19 protein-coding genes are annotated in these 24,104 nt (G+C 44.4%); 7 read left to right on the top strand and 12 right to left on the bottom strand.

Annotated features, from left to right (window positions below; genetic code table 11):
* Positions 1-338: 338 nt before the first annotated feature.
* The 3 genes from AAA938_RS15425 to AAA938_RS15415 all read right to left on the bottom strand — a co-directional run bounded on the left by AAA938_RS15425 (position 339) and on the right by AAA938_RS15415 (position 3,455).
* The gene (locus tag AAA938_RS15425; protein WP_338229641.1) at positions 339-1,694 is read right to left on the bottom strand and encodes a sensor histidine kinase; all 1,356 of its coding nucleotides are present in this window, start codon (positions 1,692-1,694) and stop codon (positions 339-341) included.
* Positions 1,695-1,806: 112 nt separating this feature from the next.
* Positions 1,807-2,187, bottom strand: a complete 381-nt coding sequence (locus tag AAA938_RS15420) for a VOC family protein (RefSeq protein ID WP_338229640.1) — start codon at positions 2,185-2,187, stop codon at positions 1,807-1,809.
* 227 nt (positions 2,188-2,414) lie between these two features.
* Positions 2,415-3,455: a 6-bladed beta-propeller gene (locus AAA938_RS15415; RefSeq protein WP_338229639.1), complete on the bottom strand. Its 1,041-nt coding sequence runs from the start codon at positions 3,453-3,455 to the stop codon at positions 2,415-2,417.
* A 109-nt stretch (positions 3,456-3,564) separates the two neighbouring features.
* Here AAA938_RS15415 and AAA938_RS15410 point away from each other — a divergent pair, with 109 nt between their 5' ends.
* The 7 genes from AAA938_RS15410 (at position 3,565) to AAA938_RS15380 (ending at position 9,325) form a co-directional block, all read left to right on the top strand.
* Positions 3,565-4,395: a sugar phosphate isomerase/epimerase family protein gene (locus tag AAA938_RS15410; RefSeq protein ID WP_338229638.1), complete on the top strand. Its 831-nt coding sequence runs from the start codon at positions 3,565-3,567 to the stop codon at positions 4,393-4,395.
* 104 nt (positions 4,396-4,499) lie between these two features.
* On the top strand, positions 4,500-5,327 hold the full coding sequence (locus AAA938_RS15405; RefSeq protein ID WP_338229637.1) for an OmpA family protein: 828 nt from the start codon (positions 4,500-4,502) through the stop codon (positions 5,325-5,327).
* Between the two features lie 23 nt (positions 5,328-5,350).
* Positions 5,351-5,716: an SdpI family protein gene (locus AAA938_RS15400; RefSeq protein ID WP_338229636.1), complete on the top strand. Its 366-nt coding sequence runs from the start codon at positions 5,351-5,353 to the stop codon at positions 5,714-5,716.
* A 229-nt stretch (positions 5,717-5,945) separates the two neighbouring features.
* Positions 5,946-6,542, top strand: a complete 597-nt coding sequence (locus tag AAA938_RS15395) for a DUF2911 domain-containing protein (protein ID WP_338229635.1) — start codon at positions 5,946-5,948, stop codon at positions 6,540-6,542.
* 107 nt (positions 6,543-6,649) lie between these two features.
* The gene (locus AAA938_RS15390) at positions 6,650-7,504 is read left to right on the top strand and encodes a sulfurtransferase (RefSeq protein WP_338229634.1); all 855 of its coding nucleotides are present in this window, start codon (positions 6,650-6,652) and stop codon (positions 7,502-7,504) included.
* Positions 7,501-8,142 carry a PAQR family membrane homeostasis protein TrhA gene (trhA, locus tag AAA938_RS15385; protein WP_338229633.1) on the top strand — a complete coding sequence of 214 codons (642 nt, stop codon included), beginning with the start codon at positions 7,501-7,503 and terminating at the stop codon, positions 8,140-8,142. Before AAA938_RS15390 ends, trhA begins: the two co-directional genes overlap by 4 nt.
* A gap of 79 nt (positions 8,143-8,221) precedes the next feature.
* A complete protein-coding gene (locus AAA938_RS15380) occupies positions 8,222-9,325 on the top strand; it encodes an acyltransferase family protein (RefSeq protein WP_338229632.1) in 1,104 nt (367 codons plus the stop codon).
* A 67-nt stretch (positions 9,326-9,392) separates the two neighbouring features.
* Here AAA938_RS15380 and AAA938_RS15375 read toward each other — a convergent pair whose 3' ends face one another.
* The 9 genes from AAA938_RS15375 to AAA938_RS15335 all read right to left on the bottom strand — a co-directional run bounded on the left by AAA938_RS15375 (position 9,393) and on the right by AAA938_RS15335 (position 23,979).
* Entirely contained in the window at positions 9,393-10,424 is a 1,032-nt protein-coding gene (locus AAA938_RS15375) for a proline iminopeptidase-family hydrolase (RefSeq protein WP_338229631.1), read from the bottom strand.
* A gap of 142 nt (positions 10,425-10,566) precedes the next feature.
* Entirely contained in the window at positions 10,567-11,733 is a 1,167-nt protein-coding gene (locus AAA938_RS15370) for a Gfo/Idh/MocA family protein (RefSeq protein WP_338219825.1), read from the bottom strand.
* Between the two features lie 199 nt (positions 11,734-11,932).
* Positions 11,933-12,949, bottom strand: a complete 1,017-nt coding sequence (locus tag AAA938_RS15365; protein WP_338229630.1) for a sugar phosphate isomerase/epimerase family protein — start codon at positions 12,947-12,949, stop codon at positions 11,933-11,935.
* Positions 12,950-13,037: 88 nt separating this feature from the next.
* Positions 13,038-14,246 (bottom strand): hypothetical protein, encoded by a 1,209-nt coding sequence (locus AAA938_RS15360; protein WP_338229629.1) that lies wholly within the window; start codon positions 14,244-14,246, stop codon positions 13,038-13,040.
* Between the two features lie 100 nt (positions 14,247-14,346).
* On the bottom strand, positions 14,347-15,405 hold the full coding sequence (locus AAA938_RS15355) for an aldose 1-epimerase family protein (RefSeq protein ID WP_338229628.1): 1,059 nt from the start codon (positions 15,403-15,405) through the stop codon (positions 14,347-14,349).
* Positions 15,406-15,594: 189 nt separating this feature from the next.
* Entirely contained in the window at positions 15,595-16,428 is an 834-nt protein-coding gene (locus tag AAA938_RS15350) for a 3-keto-disaccharide hydrolase (protein WP_338229627.1), read from the bottom strand.
* On the bottom strand, positions 16,425-19,112 hold the full coding sequence (locus AAA938_RS15345; protein WP_338229625.1) for a c-type cytochrome: 2,688 nt from the start codon (positions 19,110-19,112) through the stop codon (positions 16,425-16,427). The genes AAA938_RS15350 and AAA938_RS15345 overlap by 4 nt, the downstream gene beginning before the upstream one ends.
* A gap of 212 nt (positions 19,113-19,324) precedes the next feature.
* A complete protein-coding gene (locus AAA938_RS15340; RefSeq protein WP_338229624.1) occupies positions 19,325-20,836 on the bottom strand; it encodes a RagB/SusD family nutrient uptake outer membrane protein in 1,512 nt (503 codons plus the stop codon).
* Positions 20,837-20,880: 44 nt separating this feature from the next.
* A complete protein-coding gene (locus AAA938_RS15335; RefSeq protein WP_338229623.1) occupies positions 20,881-23,979 on the bottom strand; it encodes a SusC/RagA family TonB-linked outer membrane protein in 3,099 nt (1,032 codons plus the stop codon).
* Positions 23,980-24,104 lie beyond the last annotated feature (125 nt).

Here is a 24,104-nt window from a genome sequence, read left to right as displayed (position 1 = left end):
TGTTTTCCCCACTTGATTGAGTCAAGAAACCCACAGGCCCAGCACCGCTTTTTTTGAAGTTTTCATGAAACAAAAAAACCTTATTGAAACTGGTTTCAATAAGGCCCTTGTAAATAATTTATTATCAGATGATTAGATGGTGTTTCACCAACTATTTTTGACCATTAGATCGAAAAACAAATGATAGAAGAATCGCACATGCTTTTAACTAAGAAGGTCTGATTTTGGTGCTTTCAAATAAAAGAAAAATTGTCTCCTGACTTAAAAAGTATAATCTCCCGCTCAAATATTGGGTTTTTTATCCCCGTTGCCTTATCAAGACTAAAATCAGAAAGTTTTTAATTATCGGAACTGAGGGTTCGAAAAGCCTTCAAGTTATCTTGGTTCGAATTAAGGTTTTGCTGAAGCTTTCTGGAAAGAAAAAAGACGTTGGCTTGCCCATCCGAACTTTCAAAACCCAAAGTCATCTCCAACTTATCGGCTATTTTTTTACACAAGGGAAGCCCCAAACCCGTGCCTTTTTCGAGCTGTGTTCCCCGTGTACTTTTCACTTTAAACTCAAACAATTCATGAGATACATGTTCCGGGATCACTTGACCTTCATTTTTCACTTCCCATCTAAAGTCAGTCGGACTGATTATTAATTTGATTTCTATCGTTGCCTTTAGCGGAGAGAACTTTATAGCATTGTCCAAGAGGTTTTTGAGGATAATTTTTATTTCATTGACTTCTAGGTCTACTTGCTGGTCTTCTCCGATGAAATGGTAATGGATCAATTGATTCTTTCTTTGAGCTTGAACTTCCATGGTAAGCCCAATCTCTTTGGTAAGCTCAAAAACACTCACCTTTTCTAAGACCACTTCCCCTTCTTCCATCTCAGAAATGACCCAATTGAGGGTATTGTTTAGGACCTTGCTCAAATGAAAACTCTGTCCTTTGAGGTCGTTCAGCACATTTTCTAATTCTTCCTTTTCAAACGCTCCCCTGTCTACTAATTCCAAGGTGGCACTTAGAGTGCCCACGGGATTTTTCAAATCATGAGAAAGTAGAGCCAAGAGTTGATTCTTCTTTGAATTGAGTTCTTCAAGTTTTTCTAAGGCCCTGTTTTTTTCCTCTTGAATCTCAATCAATAACCGATTTTGGTTACTATAATTTTTGATAAAAAGATGAATACCCAAAAAAGAAAAGAGTCCTGTCCATAAAAGAGTAATCCAATGGTCCCAAAATAGATTCTCCAAACTTTGATAGTGAGGAACTACAGTAAACCATTGGCTGATTTCACCAAAGAAAAGCAAACTAACTATGGTAAACCCAAAAAGTAGCCAAAACCCTTTTTGCCAACCGTCAAAAAAAATGGCTGTCACCACCACAAAAATAAAAAAAGCATACAAAGAGGGCCCCATGTAGCCTTCGTTATGAAAGTAATTGAGGATAATGGTCAAATATCCTATGAAAGTCAAAACATGCATAATAGGAGCATGATACCCCTTCTTCCTCATTATATAATAGCCAATGACAAAGGGTAATGCCAACACAATTTTGACCAAAACAATGAATTGATTTAATCCCAAGAAATAATCGGAAACTCCTAAAAACAGCATTAGGAATCCAGCCAAAAAAGCGAATATCTCAGACATTCGATTTTGTAGCTGGTATAGATTACCCGCCTGATCTACCGATCTAAAAAAAATCATACTCTCAACCCATGAATTTTTGATTTTCAAAACTAAAACTATTTGGTGAACTTCAAATTTCCTAATCCAATAGTTTTTTCATAAATGTCAAGAATTTAAGCAGTTCTGAGAACTAACTCTTAGAAAATAAAGCAATTCTGTTACCCTCTGTATCAAAAAATACTGCCATGTATCCGATTTCTGGAGATATCTGCCTTTTGGGAATCATCACCTCTCCACCTGCAGCCTTTATTTTTTCCAGTTCCAAGGCGCAATCCTCACAGGAAAAATAAACCAATGGCCCGGACTCTCTACTGGGATGATAAAATTGCTGATGAAACACAAGACTGCCACCGGCACCTCCAAGGCTTTCATCCCAAGGAAACCATGCCATAATCAGGCCTCCCATATCTTGCTTCTCAAGTTTACAATCGAATACGTTTTGGTAAAATGCGATGGCCCGGTCCATATCCAGAACCGGAATTTCGAACCATCCTACAGTGACGGATTTCATGGTGTGGGGAGTGAGGTTTTCTAGTTATTGTGTTTTTGGTTTTTGAAAGGTCCCTAATCGACTGGTCCTAGTCGATAGACTGAAAGCTAGGATAAAATCTATTTCAACTCGAAATACATGTAACTATCGGAGTTATTATCCAGATTTTTATTTTTAAACTCTACGATTGCGTATCCCGTCTCTTATCCTCTGCCAACTGAACCTACTAAGAACCAAAATCCAGCTTTCTACACTCTTGTCAATTTGATAGGATAAGTCTTCCCGGCATTCCACTGGCAGACATAAATGTTTTCATCCTGATCAATACAGACGTCATGACAATGCTTGAATACCGGTTCCTTTTGTACCATCAATTGTAACTCCCCATTTCGGTATTCAGGGGCTGTTCCTCCAGGATTGGAAACCACTTTATTGCTTTGATCCAGAATAGTCACAAATCCCGAATTATCGGTTTGCTCCAAATACCTCAATCTTGACCAGCAAACCCCTGCGTAGAGATTTTCTCCATGGATGACAGGACGACAAACAAATGCCCCGGGAAGGAAAATCGTCTCGATGTATTGCCCATCCAGAGTAAATCGCTTGAATGAATTATGGCCTCGGGAAGTGCATAGCAAGGTGGGCTCTTTGCCTCCTCTGGAATCGACAGCTATTCCATGAGCTGTACTGAATTGGGCATCTCCCTGTCCTGGCCCACCGAATTTCCGGATAAACTTGCCGTTTTTATCATACTGCAAAAAGTACTGAGATCCATATCCATCGGCGATATACAAATCTCCATTGTGTCCAATGGCAGTTTCGGTAGGTACCCAACGCATTTTCTCATCATAAATACCTTCCTTAATCGGAGAGACCACTTCGGATACAACTACTCCATTCAGGGTAGTTTTGACCACACGACCTCCGTTGTCCACCACCCATAAGTATTCGGCATCTCCTTCATCTACCAAAGAAAGCCCGTGTGCACGATCTAGACCCAAAGTCCAGGAATCCAGGAGCTTTCCGCTTTGGTCGTAGATAAGGACATTGTTTTTTACCTCATCAGTCAGCAGAATCATCCGACCTTTTCGATCCATGACCATTTCGTGACAGTTGACCACAGGATATTTATCCGGGTCCAGATTCCCCCAAGTAGGGTCAATTTTGTATTTGAAATCGCCATGACCGAGTATTTGGTCTTGGGCTGCAAAAAGTGAGAGATTGGGTTGGATGGTCATAGCAAGTCCTGCAAGGGAGGTGTTTTGGATAAATCTTCGTCGGGAATTCATAAGCCTGAGTAACTTTTTGAATTTAGGGAAAAAATGATGGAAAATAGAAAGGAATCCTGCAGGATAACTTGGTTTTTCCTAGATTAGAGTGTCTTTAACCCAATGACCTATGAAATTCAAAGCCTTATTCATTTTTATTATCCTATTCAGTCCTATGGGGCTAAAAGCTCAAGAAATAGCTCTTCAGTTGTATTCTCTCAGAAACCAAATCCCTTCTGACCCAGCAAAATACCATAAAATGGTAGCAGATTGGGGGATTCATGCTCTGGAAGGAGGCGGAGGATACGGAATGTCGGATTCCGAATACCAAAAATTACTTGCAGACAATAATCTCCGTGTGGTAGGAGTCGGAGCAGATTACAACAAGCTCAAGACCGACCCTCAAGCTATCCTCGCAGAAGCCAAAAAATACGGGGCAAAATTCGCCACTTGCTATTGGATTCCCCATCCAGAGGGACCTTTGAGTATGGAATTGGCCAAAGAAGCAGCAGCACTTTTCAATAAAGCCGGAGAGATGTTTGCCAAAGAAGGAGTCACCCTTACCTACCATCCTCATGGTTATGAATTTAAAAACGCCGGAGATGGAGTCCCCATGGATTATCTATTGGAAAATGCAAACCATTACAAATTCAATATGGATGTGTATTGGGTGAAAATGGGAGGTGGAGATCCACTGGCAATCATGCAGGCTTATCCGGGCAAATTTCCCCAACTGCATCTGAAAGATAGGAAAAAAGGAACCCCCGGATCGGAAGACGGACATGGAGATGTGGAAACCAATGTGGTATTGGGTACAGGAGATATTGACATCGCAGGTCTCATTCGGGAGGCGAAGAAGCAGGGAACTGCCTATTTGGTGATTGAGGACGAAAGCTCAAGATCTGTGGAGCAGATTCCGCAGAGTGTTGCGTTTATTCAATCGATTCTTAAGGAAAAATAATTCTCCAAATCAATTCTTTAATAGATTTAAAGGCCGATTCCAAAGACTGTTTTTGGAGTCGGCCTTAAACTTTATACATCAACTCAACCCTCTTTTTTTTCCCAATGAAAATACTATTGTTCGCTCTTTTTACCATAACATCAGGGATTGCTTTTGGACAAAACAATCTTCCTTGTCAAGAAAAAGAAATCTTTTCTCCCTTACCAAATCATGAAATGGTAGGATGCGAAGACCGGGAGTTTGACTCCTTCCCCATTAATTTTCTGGATGCTCAGGGCAATCGAAATCAGGAGACCAAGGAAGGTCAAAAAATCGTCACCTATTACCGTTGGCAAGGAAACTGGGATGATCGCCCTTCCAAAGCGATGATTTTTAAAAATTACCAAAATGCGGTAGAAAAACTTGGAGGAGAGCTTTTGTATTCAGGAAGCGCTGCCTACTTCTACTTTGAAAAATCAGGAAACAAGTATTGGATGGAGGTTAATTCGGATGGAAGCGGGGATTATTCTGTTACCCTCATCCGGGAAGATACCATGACTCAATATGTCTCTTGGACAGCAAAAGAAATTAACAAGGCGATGGCTGAGGATGGTCAAGTATCTTTTTATGGGATTCTTTTTGATACCGACCAAGCGACACTTAGACCTGAATCTGAAGACACCTTAAAAGAAATTGCCACTTTCCTAAAAGAAAATCCTCAAATCAAAGTCTATCTGGTAGGGCATACTGACAATACGGGAAACCCCGAACACAACCTTTCCCTTTCTAAAAGGCGAGCAGAGGCAACCGTCCAATACCTTATCCAAAAACACGAAGTACCAGAATCTCAGATAAAACCAGAAGGTGTTGGTGAACTTAGCCCCGTTGCTAGCAATCTCAGTGAGGAGGGAAAAGCCAAAAATAGACGGGTAGTGATGGTCTTGAGAAAATAAACCCGAAGTCTTTAACCTCAATTATGATCTCCCTCCAATTTGAAAGTAGCTTATTCTGGATTCCATTGACCACAGGATTGATTTTCCTGTTGGTTGGAGGGATGATGAAAAATTACCCTCCTGAAGAAATCAATGGGCTTTATGGATTCAGAACTCGTCGGTCCATGCAAAGCCAAGAAGCATGGAATTTTGCCCAAACCAAGGGAGCCGATCAAATGATTTTGGCAGGGAAAATTGGTTTGCTTTTGAGGCTGCTGGGCCTTTTTATCCCATCTACCGGGAAATGGGACCTTTTTCTTGGATTGATTTGGGTATTTGCAGCATCCGGAGGAATGATCTATTCTGTCGAGAGAGCACTCATTCAAAAGTTTGAAAAGCCCAATAAATAAATCTGTATATCCCTTTTCTTATCCGTATCCAATTAAATTCTTTTACCGCTTCTATGGACTGTGGACCGTTGGATTTGGACTATTTTCTGAAACGGTAAATCAAATGATCCAAATACTGGCTTGATTGAGGATAATCGCATAAATAAATTCTCCCAAAGGAAAGACCTCGGACTATTTCAAAACATCCTTTAATTTTAAAGGTTAGCAGAAAAACATAACCCAAACTCAAATGAAAAAACAAAAACTATTTCTTCTTGCATTTGCGCTATTTATTAGCTCCACTTTTGCGGCAATGGCCCAGCTTCAGCAGCCTGCGCTTAGCCCAGCTGCTTCTGTTTCTCAGGTTGTAGGCTTTACCAAAATCAGCATTGATTACTCTTCTCCTGCTGTGAAAGGAAGAAAGATCTTCGGAGAGATTGAAAAATACGGAGTTACTTGGAGAGCGGGCGCCAATGCCCAAACTATCATCGAATTCAGCACAGGAGTAAATGTAGGAGGTAAAAACCTAAGAGCAGGCAAGTATTCCATCTTCATGACCCCAACAGAATCCGGTGATTGGACCGTTCACCTAAACAGCAAAGCCGCTTCTGTTTTTGCTTACATGAAAGATGGCAAAATCGACGAAGAAGCTGTGGCAAAAGACGATGCCGTATCTTTCAAGGCGACTACTGAGCGAGGTGGAAATACTGAAAGACTGCAGTATCACATTTCTGCAAATGATAATAAGGTCGCACACATCACCATGGCTTGGGAAGGAGTAAAAGTTACTTTCCCTGTTGATACCCAAGTAGATCAGAAAATGGACCAATTCAAATCCCAATTCTGATTTTCCCTACCTCATTAAAAGAATCCTGCTTTTTCCGCAAAGCGGGATTTTTTTTTGAGTCAGGTTTTCCGAAATGTCTAAATTTAGTTTCCCAACTTCTACGGTAAATGAACAGTCCCTTAATTTCTGCCCAAGGTCTACTAAAAATCCAGGATCAGCCAGACTTGGTTTTGGTGGATGCCCGATACAGTGCTTCCCCACGACAAACTTTTGAAAAGGGCCATCTGAAAAGAGCAAAGTTCATAGACCCGGACAAAGAATTGGCTGATATCAAGGCTGATTTGGCTCTTGGAGGCAGGCACCCTCTGCCCAAGGCGGAAGATTTTTGCAAGGTTTTGGGAGACTTGGGAATAAATCCTACTAGCCACGTAGTCATCTACGATGATCAAAAAGGGGCAAATGCTTCTGCACGGATGTGGTGGATGATGAGAGCCTTGAGCCACGAAAAAGTGCAGGTCCTCGAAGGGGGGATGCAAGCTGCGGTCAAGGCAGGATTTCCAATCAGTACACAACCGATCCATCGAATAAATGGGACGCCCTATCCGGGAAATGAGTGGAAACTGATGACAGCTACCATGGAAGAGGTACAAGCCAAAGCTTGGGAAAAAGACCACCTGATCATCGATGTGCGAAGTGAAGAACGATACCGGGGGGAATTTGAACCCATCGACCTAGTGGCTGGACATATTCCCGGTGCGGTCAATGTCCCCTTGACAGAAAATATGGATTCGGATGGAAATTTCCTTTCTCCTGAAGAACTGAGAGAAAAATACCTTCCTATCCTCGAGGAAATTCCCAATGAGCAAATCATCGTCCACTGCGGCTCAGGTGTATCCGCTTGTCATACTCTTTTGGCACTGGAACATGCTGGCTTAGGCATCCCTAAGCTGTATGTGGGCTCCTGGAGTGAGTGGAGTCGAAATGACAAACCCATTGGAAAAACTCTCAACTTGGATCAGTGAAAGGAAAACCTGAGAAAAGACCTCAGACTCCATCTGAGGAAAAAGCCAATACCCTGACTCATGGTTTGGGAATGATCTTGGGAATCGTCGGGATAATTATCCTTTTCAATCAACCCCAAGATGGAAAAACACTGATCGGTACCTTGGCTTTCAGCATAGGTGTGGTTATGGTCTATGGATTCTCTACTGCCTACCATGCCGCCAAAGACCCGATCAAAAAGTCCCGTCTTCAGGTGATGGACCATGTATCGATTTATTTCCTGATTTCTGGTTCCTATACCCCCATGGTCTTAGCCATTCTCCAAACCGACAAGGCCATCCTTTTCCTTTCCATCATTTGGGGCTCTGTATTGGTTGGTACTTTTTTCAAAATTTTCTACACCGGAAGATTCAAAACCCTGTCTGTGGTCATCTACCTGACGATGGGCTGGTTGGCTATTTTCTTTTTCAATGATTTATTGGAAAAACTTTCATTCGAGACGCTTTTCTGGATAGGGTTAGGCGGTCTGAGCTATACCCTTGGCGTATTGTTTTATGTAAAAAGTGAGCGGCTGTATTTTCATGCCATCTGGCATGTGTTTGTACTTGGGGGTACAGCAGCTCATTTTGTAGCTGTATATCAGCTGATTGCTCAATGAGATTAGCCTAGAATTCTACAAGAGGTTAAAAGGAGTTGGAGGTATTTTTTTATCTTCAAAAGGCACCCAAACTCCCTCTATGAAAGTATCGTCCCCGCTTCCTACCCAAAGATTGGTCTCCTTGGATGTTTATCGAGGATTGACCATGTTTTTACTCATTGCGGAAGCCGCCTTGGTTTACGATGCACTTTTGGAATTATTCCCGGAGGGGCATCTTCTACATTCTTTTTTCATCCAATTCACTCACCACGAATGGAATGGGTTACGATTTTGGGATCTGATCCAGCCCTTCTTCATGTTTATAGTGGGAGTAGCGATGCCCTTTTCTCTCAACAAGAGACTCGCACTGGAAGAGGATAGAAGTAAAGTGACCGTTCATATTTTGAAGCGCTGTTTGATCCTTTTCCTCTTTGGCACAGGCCTCCATTGCATCTATGCCGGAAAGATGGTGTTCGAGCTTTGGAATGTATTGACCCAGCTTTCTTTTACTATTCTGGTGACGTATTTCCTTTTGGAAAAAGGATGGAAGATTCAATTGGGAGTATCATTTGCTCTTTTGGCCCTGACCGAAATCCTGTATCGCGCTTACAATCCCGAAGTTCCCTTTGAGCATGGAAGCAATTTTGGGAACTACACGGATCAGTTGCTTATGGGAAAAATCAACAATGGGGGTTGGGTCGCAATCAACGCCATACCTACTGCAGCACATACCATTTGGGGAGCGATTTGTGGGAATTTGCTTCTTTCTGAAAAGTCTTCCCATGAAAAAATCAAAATCTTTTGCATCGCCGGAATCCTAGTATTGTTGATTGGCTACGGGTTGGATTGGGCAGGAATCACACCGATTGTCAAGCGCATCAGTACGGTTTCCTTTGTGTTCGCTTCCGGAGGTTGGGCCTTGCTTTCCCTCGCATTTTTCTATTGGTGGATAGACATCAAGAATCGAAGAAAAGGAATCTTCCCTTTTCTGGTCGTTGGAATGAATTCAATTTTCATTTATCTCTTTGCCGAGATCCTGGGCAGATGGATGAATAAAATGGTGGGTATTTTCACCACCGGAGCTTTTGGATGGCTAGGAATCGAGGAACATGGCTTGTTTCTGATTGCCTCCTTTGGAGCTCTTGCTGCCATGTGGGGATTGTGTTATTTTCTTTACCGAAAGGGGATATTTTTTAGGATCTAAAAAGTTTAAAGCTCAAAATGTAAAAACAAACCCTCCAAGGGATCAAAACCCTTGGAGGGTTGAAATTCTATTTTCCAAAACTACCCGAATCCACATCCTTGATAAACTGGATTACACCGGGGAAAAAGTGCTCTGGATCATCGTATTGGCTCAAATGACTCCCATTGGGGCATAGTAGAAATCTCCCGTTGGCTACCTCCTTGGACATCCATTCCATATGTTTCGGGTCCATGGTATCGTGGGTTCCTCCGACCACCAAAGTCGGAACAGTGATGGATTTCAACTGATCCCTCACATCCCAGCCTTCTAGACTCGCTCCCGGAGTAATCCCAAATTCGCTGTAGCCTTGCATGTACACATACACATTGGGGTTGACCTGCTCCAATGTCTGATTGATTTCTGCAGGCCACTGATCCAGAGGCATCCGCAACACATGAAGTGGGTAATGATGCTCCATCAGCAGCTCCATGTACCGGGGATTTTCGAAGTCCATGTTTTTCTCTATTTCCATCAGCTCCGCAAAAACCTCCGGAGGCATCTGAGGACCCAAGACTTCCTTGGCGTATTTTTCATATTCATCCAGACTTGACATCATATTGCAGATGATCAATCCCTTCAGATTATCTTGATGCCGGAAAGCATACTCCATGGAGAGCATTCCACCCCAAGATTGCCCCAAGAGGTAGAAGTTGTCTTTATTGAGCCCCAAGGCCCTCCTTACTTGCTCCACCTCATCCACAAACCGCTCAATCGTCCAAAGGGTAGAATCCTCCGGCTGATCGGAATGGGCCGAACCCAGCTGATCATACCAGATAAATTCAATGCCTTCCTGAGGAAGGTAATCTTTGAAATTCCCGTACTGCAAATGGGACATTCCTGGCCCACCATGCAAAAGCAACACCTTCATCGAAGGGTTCTCTCCCACTTTCTTGGTAAATACCCTAAATTCTCCTTTGGGAGTTTGGATCGGAATCATTTCAACTCCTTCTTCAAGATCTACTGCAGTCGAGTCTGATGCGATTTCTTCCGTTTGGGTAGAGGATTGGCAGGAAAATAAGGTCACTGCGCATACCAAGTACAGGAAAATATATTTTCTCATGTTGAATAAAATATTTGGTTGATTCCAAGTTAGCCGAAAGGAACTTGGAATTCAAATTTCCCTAATCAATACAAGTCTCCTCAACAAAAAAGCCCAAATCTTGCGATTTGAGCTTTCAATTTCAGACTTCTGATTTCAGCTTTTATACCTTTTCTACCCAGTCCACCCCAGTGTCTTTCCAAGCCCTGTCGCGAGCAGAGTCCAAGACGGCTTCACAGACCTTCTGTGTCTCAAATGCATCCCGGAATGTAGGATGGCAAGGCTCCCCAGACTGCAAACTGTAGAAAAAGTCGGCCACCTGATGGATAAAGGAATGTTCATAGCCAATGGAGGTTCCCGGAATCCACCAACGATGCATATACGGATGATCTCCGTCCGTGATGTGGATTGATCTCCAACCACGAACCTTTCCTTCGTCGCTGTGATCAAAGTATTCCAACCGATTCATGTCATGCAAATCCCACCGGATGGAAGCATGTTCGCCGTTAATTTCCAAAGTGTAAAGAGCCTTATGTCCTCGGGCGTAGCGGGTAGCTTCAAAAAGTCCCAAGGAGCCATTGTCGAAATGGCAATGGAAAATACATGCATCATCGATCCCCACGGCTTGTTTTTTACCCGTTCCTTGATGAACTCGCTCTTTGACGAATGTTTCGGTGACAGCAGAGACGTCTTTGATTCCTCCATTGATCCACATGGCGGTATCGATGCAATGGGCCAGCAAATCACCGGTCACGCCAGAACCAGCTGCATCCACATCCAATCTCCACAGGGCATCTCCTCCTTGAGGGAGATCAGGATTGATCGTCCAGTCTTGAAGAAAGTTGGCTCGGTAGTGGAAAATCTTACCCAGCTTGCCAGAAGCTACAATGTTTTTAGCCAAAGTCACGGCCGGAATTCTGCGGTAATTGTACCAAACGGTATTTTGAACGCCTGCTTCTTCCACCGCTTTGACCATACCTTCCGCCTCGGCTACAGTTCTCGCGAGCGGCTTTTCGCAGAGGATCATTTTACCGGCTTTGGCAGCAGCAATGGCGATTTCAGCATGGGTATCATTTGGGGTACAGATATCCACCGCATCGATATCGTCTCGCTCGATGATTTTTTTCCAGTCCGTCTCATAGGAGGCATAGCCCCATCGCTCCATGAAAGCTTTAGCGTTAGCTTCTCTTCTGGAACAGCAAGCCTGAAGGACGGGCACATATTCGTATTCGGGGAAAAAGTCTGCCAAACGCTTATAGCCATTGGTATGGATTCGGCCCATCAGTCCTGTGCCAATGAGACCTACTCGTATTTGTTTTTTATTACTCATGATTGAAAGATTTAAAGATTGGAAAATTGAAAGATTTTTAGCGTTGGAAGGTTGCAAAGTGGTAAAGTTGAAAGGTTACAAAGTTAGATGGAGCCCAGTGGCCAATTATTTGAATTAATCTTCGACTCATCTCAGCCCCTCGTAATTCGTAAATCTTACTTCGTAATTCTTTTCAGCTTTCTGCCTTACAACTTCATCCTTACCATCCATGTGCTTCTCGGACTTTGACCATTGCAGCAAGGATATCATTCCATGTTTGCTGCTTTTCCATCACAGCATTAGGGAACATACACCCATCCCAACAGATATGCTGGAAGGCTTTGGTTAGGTTGCCATTTTCATCTCTTAGCCAATACCCTGCATCATGGGCAATATCCAAAACACCATTTGGGTCGGTAGCCTGACAGTGACGGCCCGTCTTGTCATGAGATCCTGAGCCGAAAACAGAGCCATCGTTTTGTGCCACATGGAAATCAATGGTCCAAGGGCGAAGGGCGTTAGTCACCACTTTCAAAGCGGATTTTACCGCCTCTCTATCCTTGATGTCTGCATCAGCAGACAGGATTCTATGCTCTGGAGCATTGTAGCCCATGGTGTACAGGAAGGTATGGGACATATCCGCCTGGAAACCGATATTAGGCCGATCCACCATTTCCAGAAGCTCTACCATATGCTTCCAGCTATGCATAGCTCCCCAGCAGATTTCTCCCTCTGCTGCCAATCTTTCTCCAAATCCTGCCGCCACATCACAGGCCTCTCGGAAAGTCTCTGCGATCAGCTTGGTGTTTCCCACCGGATCTTTGGCCCAATCAGAAACCCCTGCCGCAGAATCTATCCGGACAATTCCGTAATGGCGAACGCCCAAATCCTTGAGCTTTTGGCCAAATTCACAGGATTTGCGGACCATTTCCACAAAAGTCTTTCTCTGCTCAGCCGTTCCCATAGCCGAACCGGCCCAGATAGGTGCTACCAAGGAGCCTACGTTGAGGTTGTGTTTGGCTACTTTATCGGCAAGTTTTTTAGGCTCGTCGGGATTATTGAGATCAAAATGGGGTTCCAAAAGCCCTACATCGATCCCATCAAATTTTACCCCGTTTACTTCTGCAGCTGCGGTCATAGCTAACAAAGAATCAAAAGGTATCACCGGCTCGGAATCGGGGCCTTTGCCCACCAATCCCGGCCAAGTCGCGTTGTGGAGTTTAGGAAAGTTGTTCATGGTTATTTGGGATTTGAAAATTGAAATATTGAAATATTTGAAAATTGCTTCGAGTAAAGGCTAGAAGCAGGATGTAATCCATTAAGGTTTACATTACCACAAGATCCGGATTATCCGGACCGAAATGCTTCAGCATTACGATTGGATCAGTTTTGGAAAGGTTGGTGATTTTTACCCCTGCTTTGGCAGCGTCTTCAGACACGAAGTATTCATCATGGGTCAATTGACCAAATCGAATCAAGGCGGGAGTCTCGATATCCCAAACGCCCATTTTGCCATAGCCTTGCATCATAATAAATCCATAGGCAGCATTGTCCTTAATCACCACAGTCTGGCCTGGATAGACCGTCAGCTCTTTGGCACTATAATCTCGGGACCGATAGCAAATCCAATTTTCATGGTACCCTGCAGCATGCATTTCCTCCACAGCATGAACTGGCTTGGGCTCCATGTAGTGATTATCCATCAGGTTGGGGTTAACATTCAAGTCCCAATCGATCATTTCCACTAGGAGCTCATAATCCCCCCATCGGTTTTTCGGAGTGGCATTCCAAAGCAATTCTTCCGGAATAATCGCCTCATTGACCAGACTTTGGTACATGGCGAAGATATCAGAAGCTTTTTGCGGCTCGTAGGTGCAGAGTGAACCCGGCGCATGAAGCATTCCCGGAGGCACATCCCAACCCGTACCCGGCTGCAATCGGAAAGCCTGAGAGTAGTTGGTGATTTTGTTATCTCCTTTACTGAAGTTTTTCAGACAATCCAAAATGATGTCCTTGGTTGTCCCCGGAGCGATCCCAAAGAAGGTATAGGGAAAATCCCCTCCATGATTATTGACCTGAGGAGGAAAATAATAGGCCTCGGGTTTCCCATTTTGTCCGGTCAATGCGCCAAACTCATCACTCGGGTGGATATGGTGAGGTAAGGGGCCCATGTTGTCAAAGAATTTGGAATACATCGGCCAGGACTTGTATTTATTCCAAAGCCTTGACCCGATAATCTGCGCACCTAATTCATCGATGGCATCTTTAAGAAGAAAGAGCTCCGTTTTTCCTCCCTCTTCGAAAGCCACATGGCTCAATCCTTCATTTTTGGAGGTCAGGGGGCCATTTTGAGCAGGGGTAGTGGAAGCAAACCATCGCTCGTCGATCCCTCCACGATTTCCTCCCAATGCATAGTAATCATCTGGATGAAGCTTGATTCTTCTTCCGGGTACACAAAAGGATCTCGGTACCCAAGTTGGGGTTAATCTTAGTATTCCTTCGCCCTGTTCTAGGGCCTTCTTGGCTAAACTCATCGTATTGGTTATTAGGTTATTGAGTTGATTTTTATTGGAAAATTGAAAGATTGGAAAATTGAAAAATTAACCCCTCTTTCCCTATTCATCATTTTTAATTTTAAACTTTAAACTCCTTTACTTTTTGGCCTGTCAATACTTCCAATCTAAGATCATAAGTTCGGCTTTCTCCGGGTTCAAGTAAAATCAAGGTTCCGTTTTCTCGGGCAGCAGCCTGACCAATCGGCGGATGTGTAGCCGGTTCCAAAGCTGTGACATATTCATTTCTTCCCCAATGCTGCCAATTGATCAACCAAGGCATCTGTTTTTTGGAAAAGGAAATCTTCAAGGCTAAGCCTAATTGGTCATTGGCATAGCCACAAATCACCTGATCTTGGGAATCTGCTTTAGGATCAATAAATGCCACATCTTCTCCAAATCCGGCATGCGCATCCATCGGGGCCGCACATCGGGTAAACTCATATTTCCGGTTGAAATCGGTATTATTCGCGTCCGTAGCTTTGGGTTTCTTTTCTCCTTTCCAGACGATCCTCGTGCCCTCATCAATGAGTGGCCAACCGCAGTTGATATGATACAAAAGCATATGAGGAGCAGGTGCGTTTCCTCTGTTATTTACCACATCTTTGATCCGGATTTCTGGATTTCCAAGGGTTCCTGAGATGCTTCTGTGCATTTCCAGACTAGGACCAAAGGTGGTCGTTTCCCGCACTTTGGCCACAATTTCAAAACTCAAATCCCCGGAGAAAATATCCGGCTGCTTGATTGAAATCAATTCTGCGGGTGTATTGGAATAGTTGCCATGCAAACCACGGGAACCTCCTTCATCGGTATTGGGCGGACCGGCATTGGAAAGACCACAGGTAGTCAATAAACCTCCTCCGAAGGTCCTCAACCAGTCGATCCCTTGATTGGAAAAAGGCTGTGGAGCTGTCAACCCGGCATGGGAAATCCAAGCCAAGCTGTTTTCATTGAAAAACGCATCCAAAATATCCATTCCCCGGTCTAGCACTAGCTTGTAACGAAGCCCAGTTCCGGTATTGACCCAGGCGATCCGAACTCCTTTTCCAGCCCCATTGTCCAGAATGGAGGTTTCTATTCCTCCGATTTGCTGGGCATTGGAGAGTTTATCTTTCCAGATTTGGGGATTTCCGAGGTTCATTTTGGGTAGTGAATTGAAAAGGTAACCTATTAAAAAGCCACTCTGAGACTATCCTGCCCTATATGGGTAAGGGAAAATAGACAGGCTTTAAGATAGCTAAAAGGGCAAATTAAATTTTGCCATTGGTAAAAAAATAAAAGGCACAACCAAGTTTATGTCAGTTGTGCCTTTTTCCATGAAAGCTCTATTTTATAGCTTCTTCAACTGAATATTCTTAAACTTAATAGTCATCGGAGGACCCACATGCATCTGCATTCCCATCAGCCCCTTCATCATCCGGTTTTTTTGATCCTCATCGTGGACTTCGCTCATCAGCGTACCATTAACGTAGTGCTTCAGGATATTTCCTTTGGCTACGATGTGGATGGAATTCCAGTCTCCAGATTTAATCAAACTGCCCAATTCAGCCCGGTCACCTAAATCCTCAACCAGATTCAGTCCTTGCCAGGCATTTCTCGCAACAAAGTCCCGTAGATTACTGATACTGTCGGGTTGGGAAGTAATTCGGGTTTTCTGTCCCCGATAGGCCAAGGTAGTTCGCTTTCTTTCCTCATAATTCTGTCCTGTGTAGCGATTTCCCCCATCAATGTCTGCCTGATAACCTCTCAAGGCATAAGGTACTTCGGTAAATCGATCGCTGCGATACTGGACTCCGGAGTTTCCGGTTTCGGAAATCCAGTAATCCATCTTCAGCTCAAAATCACCCAATTCACCACCTTTCCAAATAATGAAAGTATTGGCTTTAAGGGGATTTTCCGCTGTAGTTTCTCCATGAATAGCCCCATCGCTCACTTTCCAATAGGTCGGATCATATTCCCAACCCTCTAGGGACTTTCCATCAAAAATGGCAACAAAATCCGCTGATTTAGGATCCGAATATCCAAAACTAAAGGCCTTTCCAAGGAGAAAAGCGGCCTCTCCCCAGCGACTAACAAGTCTGTAGGAACTTAATCCAAGAGAAACTACAACTGCTGCTCCCAAAAGAATCAGAAAAGATTTTTTGGGAATAAACTTGATTTTCATTTCTGTGCTGTTGCTTTGTTTTGAAATACTTCGTGATCAGGATTGCCTGAGGAAATCAAATAGGCCATCAAGTCCTTCAGCTCCTCTTCATTCAGTCTGTTGATCAGACCAGGCATCATAATCGATACCTCGGCATTTTTCTTCAGCACCACGGAGCTTTTTGCAATGGTTTTAATGTCATTGGGTGCAAATGGATTTTGGGAGATATAGTAGTTCTGATCATCCTCATCATTGAGCTTACCCACGATCGATCCCCCGTCTTTGAGCTCTAAAACGGTCGCATGATACTGGTCGGAGATGGTTTCGGATGGATTAATGGTTGCCACCAAGATATCTTTTGGAGAAAAGCGAGTACCCAACTGAGTCAGGTCAGGACCAATCGCGCCACCTTCACCCTGCATGGTATGGCAGGATTGACACAGAGTAGCTGCATACATAGCTTTCCCTCGGACAAAATCCCTTCCGCTCAAATCTGCCATCAAAGGCTCAGCTTGCTCCACAGTCCATCTTCTTCCAGGACCTTCTGGCTGGATGCCTGGCTCTACGATATCATTTCCACTGGAGGAAAGTAATTTCCCACCGGACATTTCATCATACTTTTCAAAATCCCTAGACTCAACGGTTGCCAAAGCCATCTTTCTTGCCCTGTCCAAGAAGCCCACATAGCTTCGGCCTCCTTTGTAGTTGGTCAGGGCATTTTTCACCCAAGCAAAGTATTCATCCCGCTGAGCGGAGGTCCATCCTTTGTCTGCTCCTCCCAAAACGGTAGCATAGAAAGTAGCTTGGGCAGGTGGCACATTGGCCAGCATATTGGCAATGTCCATCCCGTATTGGGGATTTCTGAAAATCAAATCTGAGGAAGCGGTAAAGGTCTTTTGGTAATCAGGATCATCCTTGGCTGTCTTCAGAAGAGCCAGCGTTTTTTCTACTGCACTTGGAGCATCCAAATGAACCATCAGGATAGATAGCGAACGATCAAGCATGTTGTCATTAGCAGGGAAATTAGGATCCAAGTAGGCCACCAATTGCTGCTTGACGGGTTCTGCACCTTTGTCATAGCGGTAGAGAATCACTTCGATAGTCCGAAGCAAGTCCTGCTTGTCTTTTGCCGACAGCCCTTTGTAATCGATCTGCATCAAGCTATTAAGCATGGCGGCTGCATCTGCGTCAGTAGCATGATGGGCCAAGGCCAAAATCGCATGAATTTTTTTGGCGGGATCAGGTTCGGCAATCGCCTTATCTTTCCAAGAAGCAACCGGCTGATGTTCCAATACCAGTCTTGCGGCGTATTGCACGTATCGGTCGTCATGACCCAATTGTGCCCAAGCTTTTTCCAAACCATCTGCTGGAGCCCCTGAGACGTGGTATTTTTCCAGTTCCCGTCGGGTTTTAGCTTCCTGAGGAAGGTCTGCTTCGGTCATTGGTGTATAGCTGTCCAGCTCTCCGGTGTAATACACCCGGTATAGGTCTGATTCCAATCTTCTTCCTCCTGTGGCAAAATACATAGCCCCATCCGGGCCAATTGCCCCATCTGTCAGTGGAAGCGGAGAACCTGAAATGAATTCCTCAGCAGTAGCATCGTAAGTAGCACCATTTGGAGTCAAATGAATGGCGTAAATCATCCCAAAGCTCCAATCAAAAGCATAAAGGGCTTTTTTGTATTTGCTAGGGAATTTGGCATCGTAGCCAAACATGGCATTCACAGGAGAACCCTGGCCAATATTCAACACAGCGGGAAGATTATCCGGATAGTTTGGAGACCATTTAGAGTTACCTGTTCTCCAGCCAAACTCCGCTCCACTGGTCACGTGATTGATTCGCGTAGGTCGGTACCAAGGCATTCCAAAGTCCCACTCCATATCTGCATCGTAGGCGAAAATATCCCCCACTTCATTGTAATCGAAGTCAAATGCATTTCTAAAGCCAGCTCCAATCAGTTCCCAATCGGTTCCTTCTGGGTTGATTCTTGCAATCCATCCTCCCGGAGCCATTCGATTGTTGGCATGTCCACGTGGATCTTTGATCAAAGGGAACAGATTGTCCTCCTGCCAAACCGGAGGCAAGCGATAGGAATTCATCTCTGGCACATCCACATGGTTGCCTGCAATCAGGTAAATGCCTTTTCCATCTGGTGTCACTCTCATGCTGTGCGGACCATGTTCACCTTGCTGCCCTTTCAGTTCCCGGATTTGGGTGACAGTCTCAAACTGATCATCTCCATCCAAATCCTGAATTCGGTACAAACCCGTAGGCTGACTGAAGGTCTCATTGGGATTGTGGTTGACCATGACATAAAGGCTGTTAAAAGCATACAGCAAGCCCTGTGCATAGCCCATACCCACTTGAGGTTCGGACACGTTACCTACGATTAGTTTCTCCACCTTGGGTTTGACTGTAGAATCTGATCCAAGGGGTGGCAACTCTAATCTGTAGAGAAACCCATATTGATCTGAGGTGATCATTCGGCCTTTGTCATCAAAGGTCATTGCCACCCAAGAGCCTTGATCATGCTCCCCCGGGCTGTAGAGCAGTTCGGCTACGAAGCCATCCGGCAGTTTGAGTTTATCAATCTTGGGATTTCCGGTAAGCTGACGCTGGGATTCTTCTTTTTTTGCACAGGAAAAAAGAAGAACCGATACTCCCAGGACTAAAATGAAGATTTTGGATAATCGATTTAGAAACATAGGGTTAAGGATTTATTGCTTTCAAATGAGATAGCCACTTTTTCTCAAATTGGGAATAATTTGACGGAAAAAGGAGCCATTCACAAAGGCTATTTACTATTTATCACTTTGCTGACTGTCCTGCTATATCTGCCAAAAAATAACCCGGCTCCATTGCAAACCCCCTTTGAATTTGTTTGGAAACCGGGCTATTGGAATTGAAGAAAACCAACTTAGAAATGCGGCGTTAGGTCAGCTTCCAGAGATGGATAAGGGTAAAACTTATCCAGTACAGTGAAAGCATTGCTTGGTGGTACAGACCCCGGAACGGGTGGATAGTAGTAATCCAGAGGATTGGAAATGATTCGCTGACCATAAGGGACGATGATTTCCTGGATTCGGTCTGTTCGCATGATATCAAACCAGCGCTTGTTTTCGAAGGCCAGTTCCACCCTCCTCTCTTTGAAAATTGCCTCACGGACACCTGCTTGTCCTGAAGCCGTGGAAGCTCCCAATCCTGCTCTTTGTCGGACTTGATTGAGAAGATTTACTGCTTCTCCACTTTTTCCCTGTTCATTTTGAGCCTCTGCCATCAGCAACAATACCTCTGCATAGCGATAGACTGGCCAGTTCATCCCATGGTTGTTATGCTGAACATGGTTGCTCTGGAATTTTTTGATGTAAGGATAAACTTTGTCATCTCGGAAACTGGCCGAGAGGAAAATGTAACCAATGGAGGCTTCTTCTCTCAAATCCCCTTCTTCATAGGCTGCTATCAAGTCAGGGGTAGGCACTGCAGGACCTTCTCCACCGAGTTCTTGTGGATTAATGGTGCCCATGATCGGAGCCAATTCAGTAATGGAAATCGGTCTGGGCATAAATTGGTACATGAAATTACCCTGAAGCCCTTCCGGTCCTTCTTTGAATTGGACCTCAAAGACAGACTCCGCGTTGTTTTTATTATTTACACTTTCCGAAAACGCCATTTCGTAAGACGGCATCAGCATGTATTCACCCGAGGAAATGACGGGGGCCAATACCTGCTCGGCTTCCGACCAACGCTTAAGATAAATGTAAACGTCTGCCAGCAAAGTCCTTGCAGAACCTTGGGTGACTCTGCCTGGCAATTGCTGAGATTTTTGTGGCAACAATGGAACCGCCTCAGTCAAATCGGTAATGATCTGTGCAAAAACTTCTGCCTCTTCCGAAAGCGGCAAAGCAGACTCCTCACGGGTGGCTACCGGCTTCAGGTGAAGAGGTACCTTGCCAAAATACCGAGTCAAGTGAAAGTAGGAGAATGCTCTCAGGAATAGAGCCTGACCTCTTACATTGTTCTTGGAGCTTTCATTGAAATCTACCGCATCTATTCTGTCCAAGACTTGATTGGTCCGGGCGATGATCAGGTAGAGATTTCTCCATGCATTCAGGACATGGACATTTGGGGTAGTCCCTCCGGATATCGGCACAGCAAAGTCGGCCAGATTCTGATGGTTTTCTGTGGCACCAAAGAGGATGTTTCTCCCATAATACAGATTGTCGGAGTGCAATTCACCCAAAAGCCAAGCTCGATCGTTGTAATATGGCCGCAAAGGAGCATAGGCAGCATTGACAGCCTGTACAAAGTCCGCTTCAGTCTGGAAAAAGGTGGCCGAACTCAAGGAGGTCTCAGGCACCACCGTCAGGAAGTCTTCGCAACTGCTGAATACAAAAGCCAAAGACAAAAGGAATACATTATATTTTTTCATGTTCTTTTTCATTTTTAGTAGGTGATCAAATACATGGATCCTTATCAGAAATTAATATTGGCACCGAAAGTAATCGTACGAGGTACAGGATATGGAGCCAAATCCACTCCAGGGCTGAGATTACCTCCATCACCCTGACCGTTGTTTTGCATACTTACTTCAGGATTAGATCCACCCCAGTATTTGGTAAACACGAAGACATTCTGTGCAGAAGCATAGATTCTGGCTGACTTGATGGCCTTTGGTAGCTTTGTGAATGTGTAGCCCATGGTGATATTTCGGATGGTAAAGAAGGAGGCATCCCAGACGAAATTACTGTTTGGCCAATCCCGCTCAACTCCTGTCACTACCCCACCTCCGACTGTTGTGCCGAAGATACCTTCACCTGGATTTGACGGAGACCGGAATCTATCCCCAGCTCTTCTTACCATATTGAACACCCCATCCAAATTAGCTGTGGAGAAAAGGTGTCGCATATACAATTCATTGCCGTGAGAGCCTGAACCGATGATGCTGAAGTCCCAATTTTTCCAGTTTAGGTTATTGGTGATACCATAGACAAAGTCAGGGAATGGATTACCGATGATCGTTCTGTCGTCATTATTTCCGCCAAAAGTGATTACACCATCCCCATTGACATCTTCAAGCTTGATACTTCCTACGGTGGATCTTCCCGGAATGATGGGAGAGTTGGCCAAATCCTCGGCATTCTGATAGTTACCCAATTTGTTTAGCCCATAAAATTGGGCAAAGGGCTGTCCAACCTGAGTGATGTGAAAACTACCAAATACCCTGTCAATTCCGTCTGCCAAAGAGATTACCTTATTTCTGTTGAAAAATATATTGGCATTGATCGTCCACCTCAGTGCACCGGTGGTTGGGGTTGCATTCACGGCAAATTCATGTCCCCAAAACTTGATCTCCCCGATGTTGTCATTGAAATTGGTGAAACCAGATTCCTGAGGAATTTGAACAGCGAAAAGCAGGTTGGTGGTATTTTTCACGAAGTAGTCATAGGTGAATGAAATCCTATCATCCAAAAACCCTAAATCAAATCCGATATCAAACTGGGCCGTAGTCTCCCAACCCAAATTGGGATTGTCCAAGGTAGTCACAGCGGCACCAGGGATGACATTGTTTCCAAAGGCCACGTTTACGGTGTTGTTCACCAAAGCATATTGAGTAAAGTTACCGATGTTGTTATTTCCTGTGACACCAAAACTCGCTCTCAACTTGGCAAATGAAAGAGTCTTGTTATTGGCAAGAAAATCCTCGTCGGAAAGCACCCATCCTGCAGAAGTGGATGGGAATACCCCCCATCGATTATTAGAGCCAAATCGGGAAGATCCATCTCCCCTCACCGCTGCTGTAAAGAGGTATTTTCCTTTGTAGTTGTAAGTGAATCTGGAGAAAACCGAGGTCAAAGACCATTCCTGCACATCATTTCTTGTGCCCCCACGATTGATATTGATTGCTCCCTGAATAGTAGGAAGACGATCGTCTGCATAAGTATCTGCCTGAATTCGCGTAAAATCACTTCGGAATCGCTGATTGGCCAGACCGGCAAGAAACTCCAGGTTATGGTCATTGATTGAAGTTCTATAAGTCGCGATATTTTCATTGAGCCACGAGAGGTTATTTGCATTTTCTCTCACCGAAACAGCCACTGTAGGAATGGCCACATTAATTGCCGATGTAGCTGTAGAGGGGTTGAAAGTGAAGAATTTGGAGGTATTTATTTCCGTATTGAAAGTTGTCTTCAATGACAATCCCTTGATAGGCTTCCATTCCAAGTAGGTATTGGCCAATACATTCAGCCTAGTGGTCTCATTGATAATCTCTTGAGCTGAACGAACCCAGTTGGGATAGGCAAAAATGTTACCCGTGTTGCCCGGGAATCGATTAAAAAATGTCAGCTCACCTTCCTCATCATAGATCGGCATGACCGGCCAAGTATGCAATGCATTGAAAAGAATACCTGTGCCCCTTGTACCGTCTGTCCTTGGCGTATTGTCATAGACATAGTTAGGAGCCACATTAAGACCGAGGTTTACTTTGTCTGAAAGCTTATAGTCTGTATTCAGACGTAATGAATACCGCTGAAAATCAGTATTAATGACAACCCCTGTTTGGTCAAAAACTCCCAAAACCACCGCTGTATTCATCCGGTCTGTATTTGATGTCACGGTCAGGTTGTAGGAAGAAATCGGCGCTGTCTGAAGCAAAGCATCATACCAATCGTTGTTTTTATCCCGGTATTCTGCAGGATTTTGGAATTCAACAGGTACAGCTTGACCTGCATCTTCAAAGTACTCCTTCTTAAACTGGGCAAATTCTTCCGCATTCATCATTTCCAATCTTCCCTCCATTGGCACATTCTGGAAGCCTGTAAATACGTTAAGGTTGACATTAGTCTGCCCTGCCTTGCCTTTTTTGGTAGTGATCAAAACGACCCCATTAGCAGCACGCGAACCATAAAGTGAGGTCGAAGCTGCATCCTTGAGCACCGTGATATCTTCTATTTCATCGGGGTTGATCGCATTGATATCTCCCGTAATAGGAAAACCATCCACAACATACAGTGGATCGCTACCCCCTGTCACTGAAAGCTGTCCGCGAATACGAACCTGCATTCCTCGTCCTGGTTGTCCGGTAGTTTGATTGATTTGTACTCCGGCAAGCCTGCCTTGAAGTTTTTGAGCTACCGTGGACACGGGCATGTCTCGGAGCTGTTCACCCCCGATAGACTGGATAGCACCTGTCACTTCTTTTTTGATCTGACTACCATAGCCCACTACTACTACTTCTGACAGGTCTGAGGTGGAAAGCGGCAGATTGATGTTTACGGTGGTTTGTCCTGCGACTACAGCTACTTCTTGAGTAGTGTACCCTACAAAGCTGACTACGAGAATTTCTCCTGGAGTAGCCTCAATTGAGTAGGAACCGTCAATGTCGGTGACTGTCCCTTTTTGGGTACCTTTTATTAGAACTAATGCCCCTGGCACGGGCTCTTTGTCAGGCTCCGAAAGGACCACTCCACGAATCGTCTGAGTCTGTGCCAAAGACTGCAAACTCATGCATACAAAGAGCAGTAAAAATCCCAAAATTCGGAACCTTACCTTGGATAGATAATGGTTATTCATACGGTCGGGTTTATTGATGAGAGATAGATTGTAGAAGTGAATTTTGATTTTTACCCCAGCAATCCTATCCTGCTGAATCCTGCATAAAACATAGAAAATCAGGACTTAACACACAGGACACAGCA

Source organism: Algoriphagus taiwanensis (assembly GCF_036245645.1).
Taxonomy (GTDB): domain Bacteria; phylum Bacteroidota; class Bacteroidia; order Cytophagales; family Cyclobacteriaceae; genus Algoriphagus; species Algoriphagus taiwanensis.
The sequence above is the reverse complement of the archived record's forward strand: the minus strand, read 5'-3'. Positions and strand labels throughout refer to the sequence as shown.

Coding starts and splice junctions, on each gene's coding strand:
- AAA938_RS15370 (WP_338219825.1), bottom strand. CDS start 11,733: ATGAGTAATAAAAAACAAATACGAGTAGGTCTCATTGGCACAGGACTG.
- AAA938_RS15415 (WP_338229639.1), bottom strand. CDS start 3,455: ATGAATTCCCGACGAAGATTTATCCAAAACACCTCCCTTGCAGGACTT.
- AAA938_RS15405 (WP_338229637.1), top strand. CDS start 4,500: ATGAAAATACTATTGTTCGCTCTTTTTACCATAACATCAGGGATTGCT.
- AAA938_RS15365 (WP_338229630.1), bottom strand. CDS start 12,949: ATGAACAACTTTCCTAAACTCCACAACGCGACTTGGCCGGGATTGGTG.
- AAA938_RS15355 (WP_338229628.1), bottom strand. CDS start 15,405: ATGAACCTCGGAAATCCCCAAATCTGGAAAGATAAACTCTCCAATGCC.
- AAA938_RS15425 (WP_338229641.1), bottom strand. CDS start 1,694: ATGATTTTTTTTAGATCGGTAGATCAGGCGGGTAATCTATACCAGCTA.
- AAA938_RS15350 (WP_338229627.1), bottom strand. CDS start 16,428: ATGAAAATCAAGTTTATTCCCAAAAAATCTTTTCTGATTCTTTTGGGA.
- AAA938_RS15340 (WP_338229624.1), bottom strand. CDS start 20,836: ATGAAAAAATATAATGTATTCCTTTTGTCTTTGGCTTTTGTATTCAGC.
- AAA938_RS15410 (WP_338229638.1), top strand. CDS start 3,565: ATGAAATTCAAAGCCTTATTCATTTTTATTATCCTATTCAGTCCTATG.
- AAA938_RS15375 (WP_338229631.1), bottom strand. CDS start 10,424: ATGAGAAAATATATTTTCCTGTACTTGGTATGCGCAGTGACCTTATTT.
- AAA938_RS15395 (WP_338229635.1), top strand. CDS start 5,946: ATGAAAAAACAAAAACTATTTCTTCTTGCATTTGCGCTATTTATTAGC.
- AAA938_RS15420 (WP_338229640.1), bottom strand. CDS start 2,187: ATGAAATCCGTCACTGTAGGATGGTTCGAAATTCCGGTTCTGGATATG.
- AAA938_RS15360 (WP_338229629.1), bottom strand. CDS start 14,246: ATGAGTTTAGCCAAGAAGGCCCTAGAACAGGGCGAAGGAATACTAAGA.
- AAA938_RS15380 (WP_338229632.1), top strand. CDS start 8,222: ATGAAAGTATCGTCCCCGCTTCCTACCCAAAGATTGGTCTCCTTGGAT.
- AAA938_RS15345 (WP_338229625.1), bottom strand. CDS start 19,112: ATGTTTCTAAATCGATTATCCAAAATCTTCATTTTAGTCCTGGGAGTA.
- AAA938_RS15400 (WP_338229636.1), top strand. CDS start 5,351: ATGATCTCCCTCCAATTTGAAAGTAGCTTATTCTGGATTCCATTGACC.
- AAA938_RS15390 (WP_338229634.1), top strand. CDS start 6,650: ATGAACAGTCCCTTAATTTCTGCCCAAGGTCTACTAAAAATCCAGGAT.
- AAA938_RS15335 (WP_338229623.1), bottom strand. CDS start 23,979: ATGAATAACCATTATCTATCCAAGGTAAGGTTCCGAATTTTGGGATTT.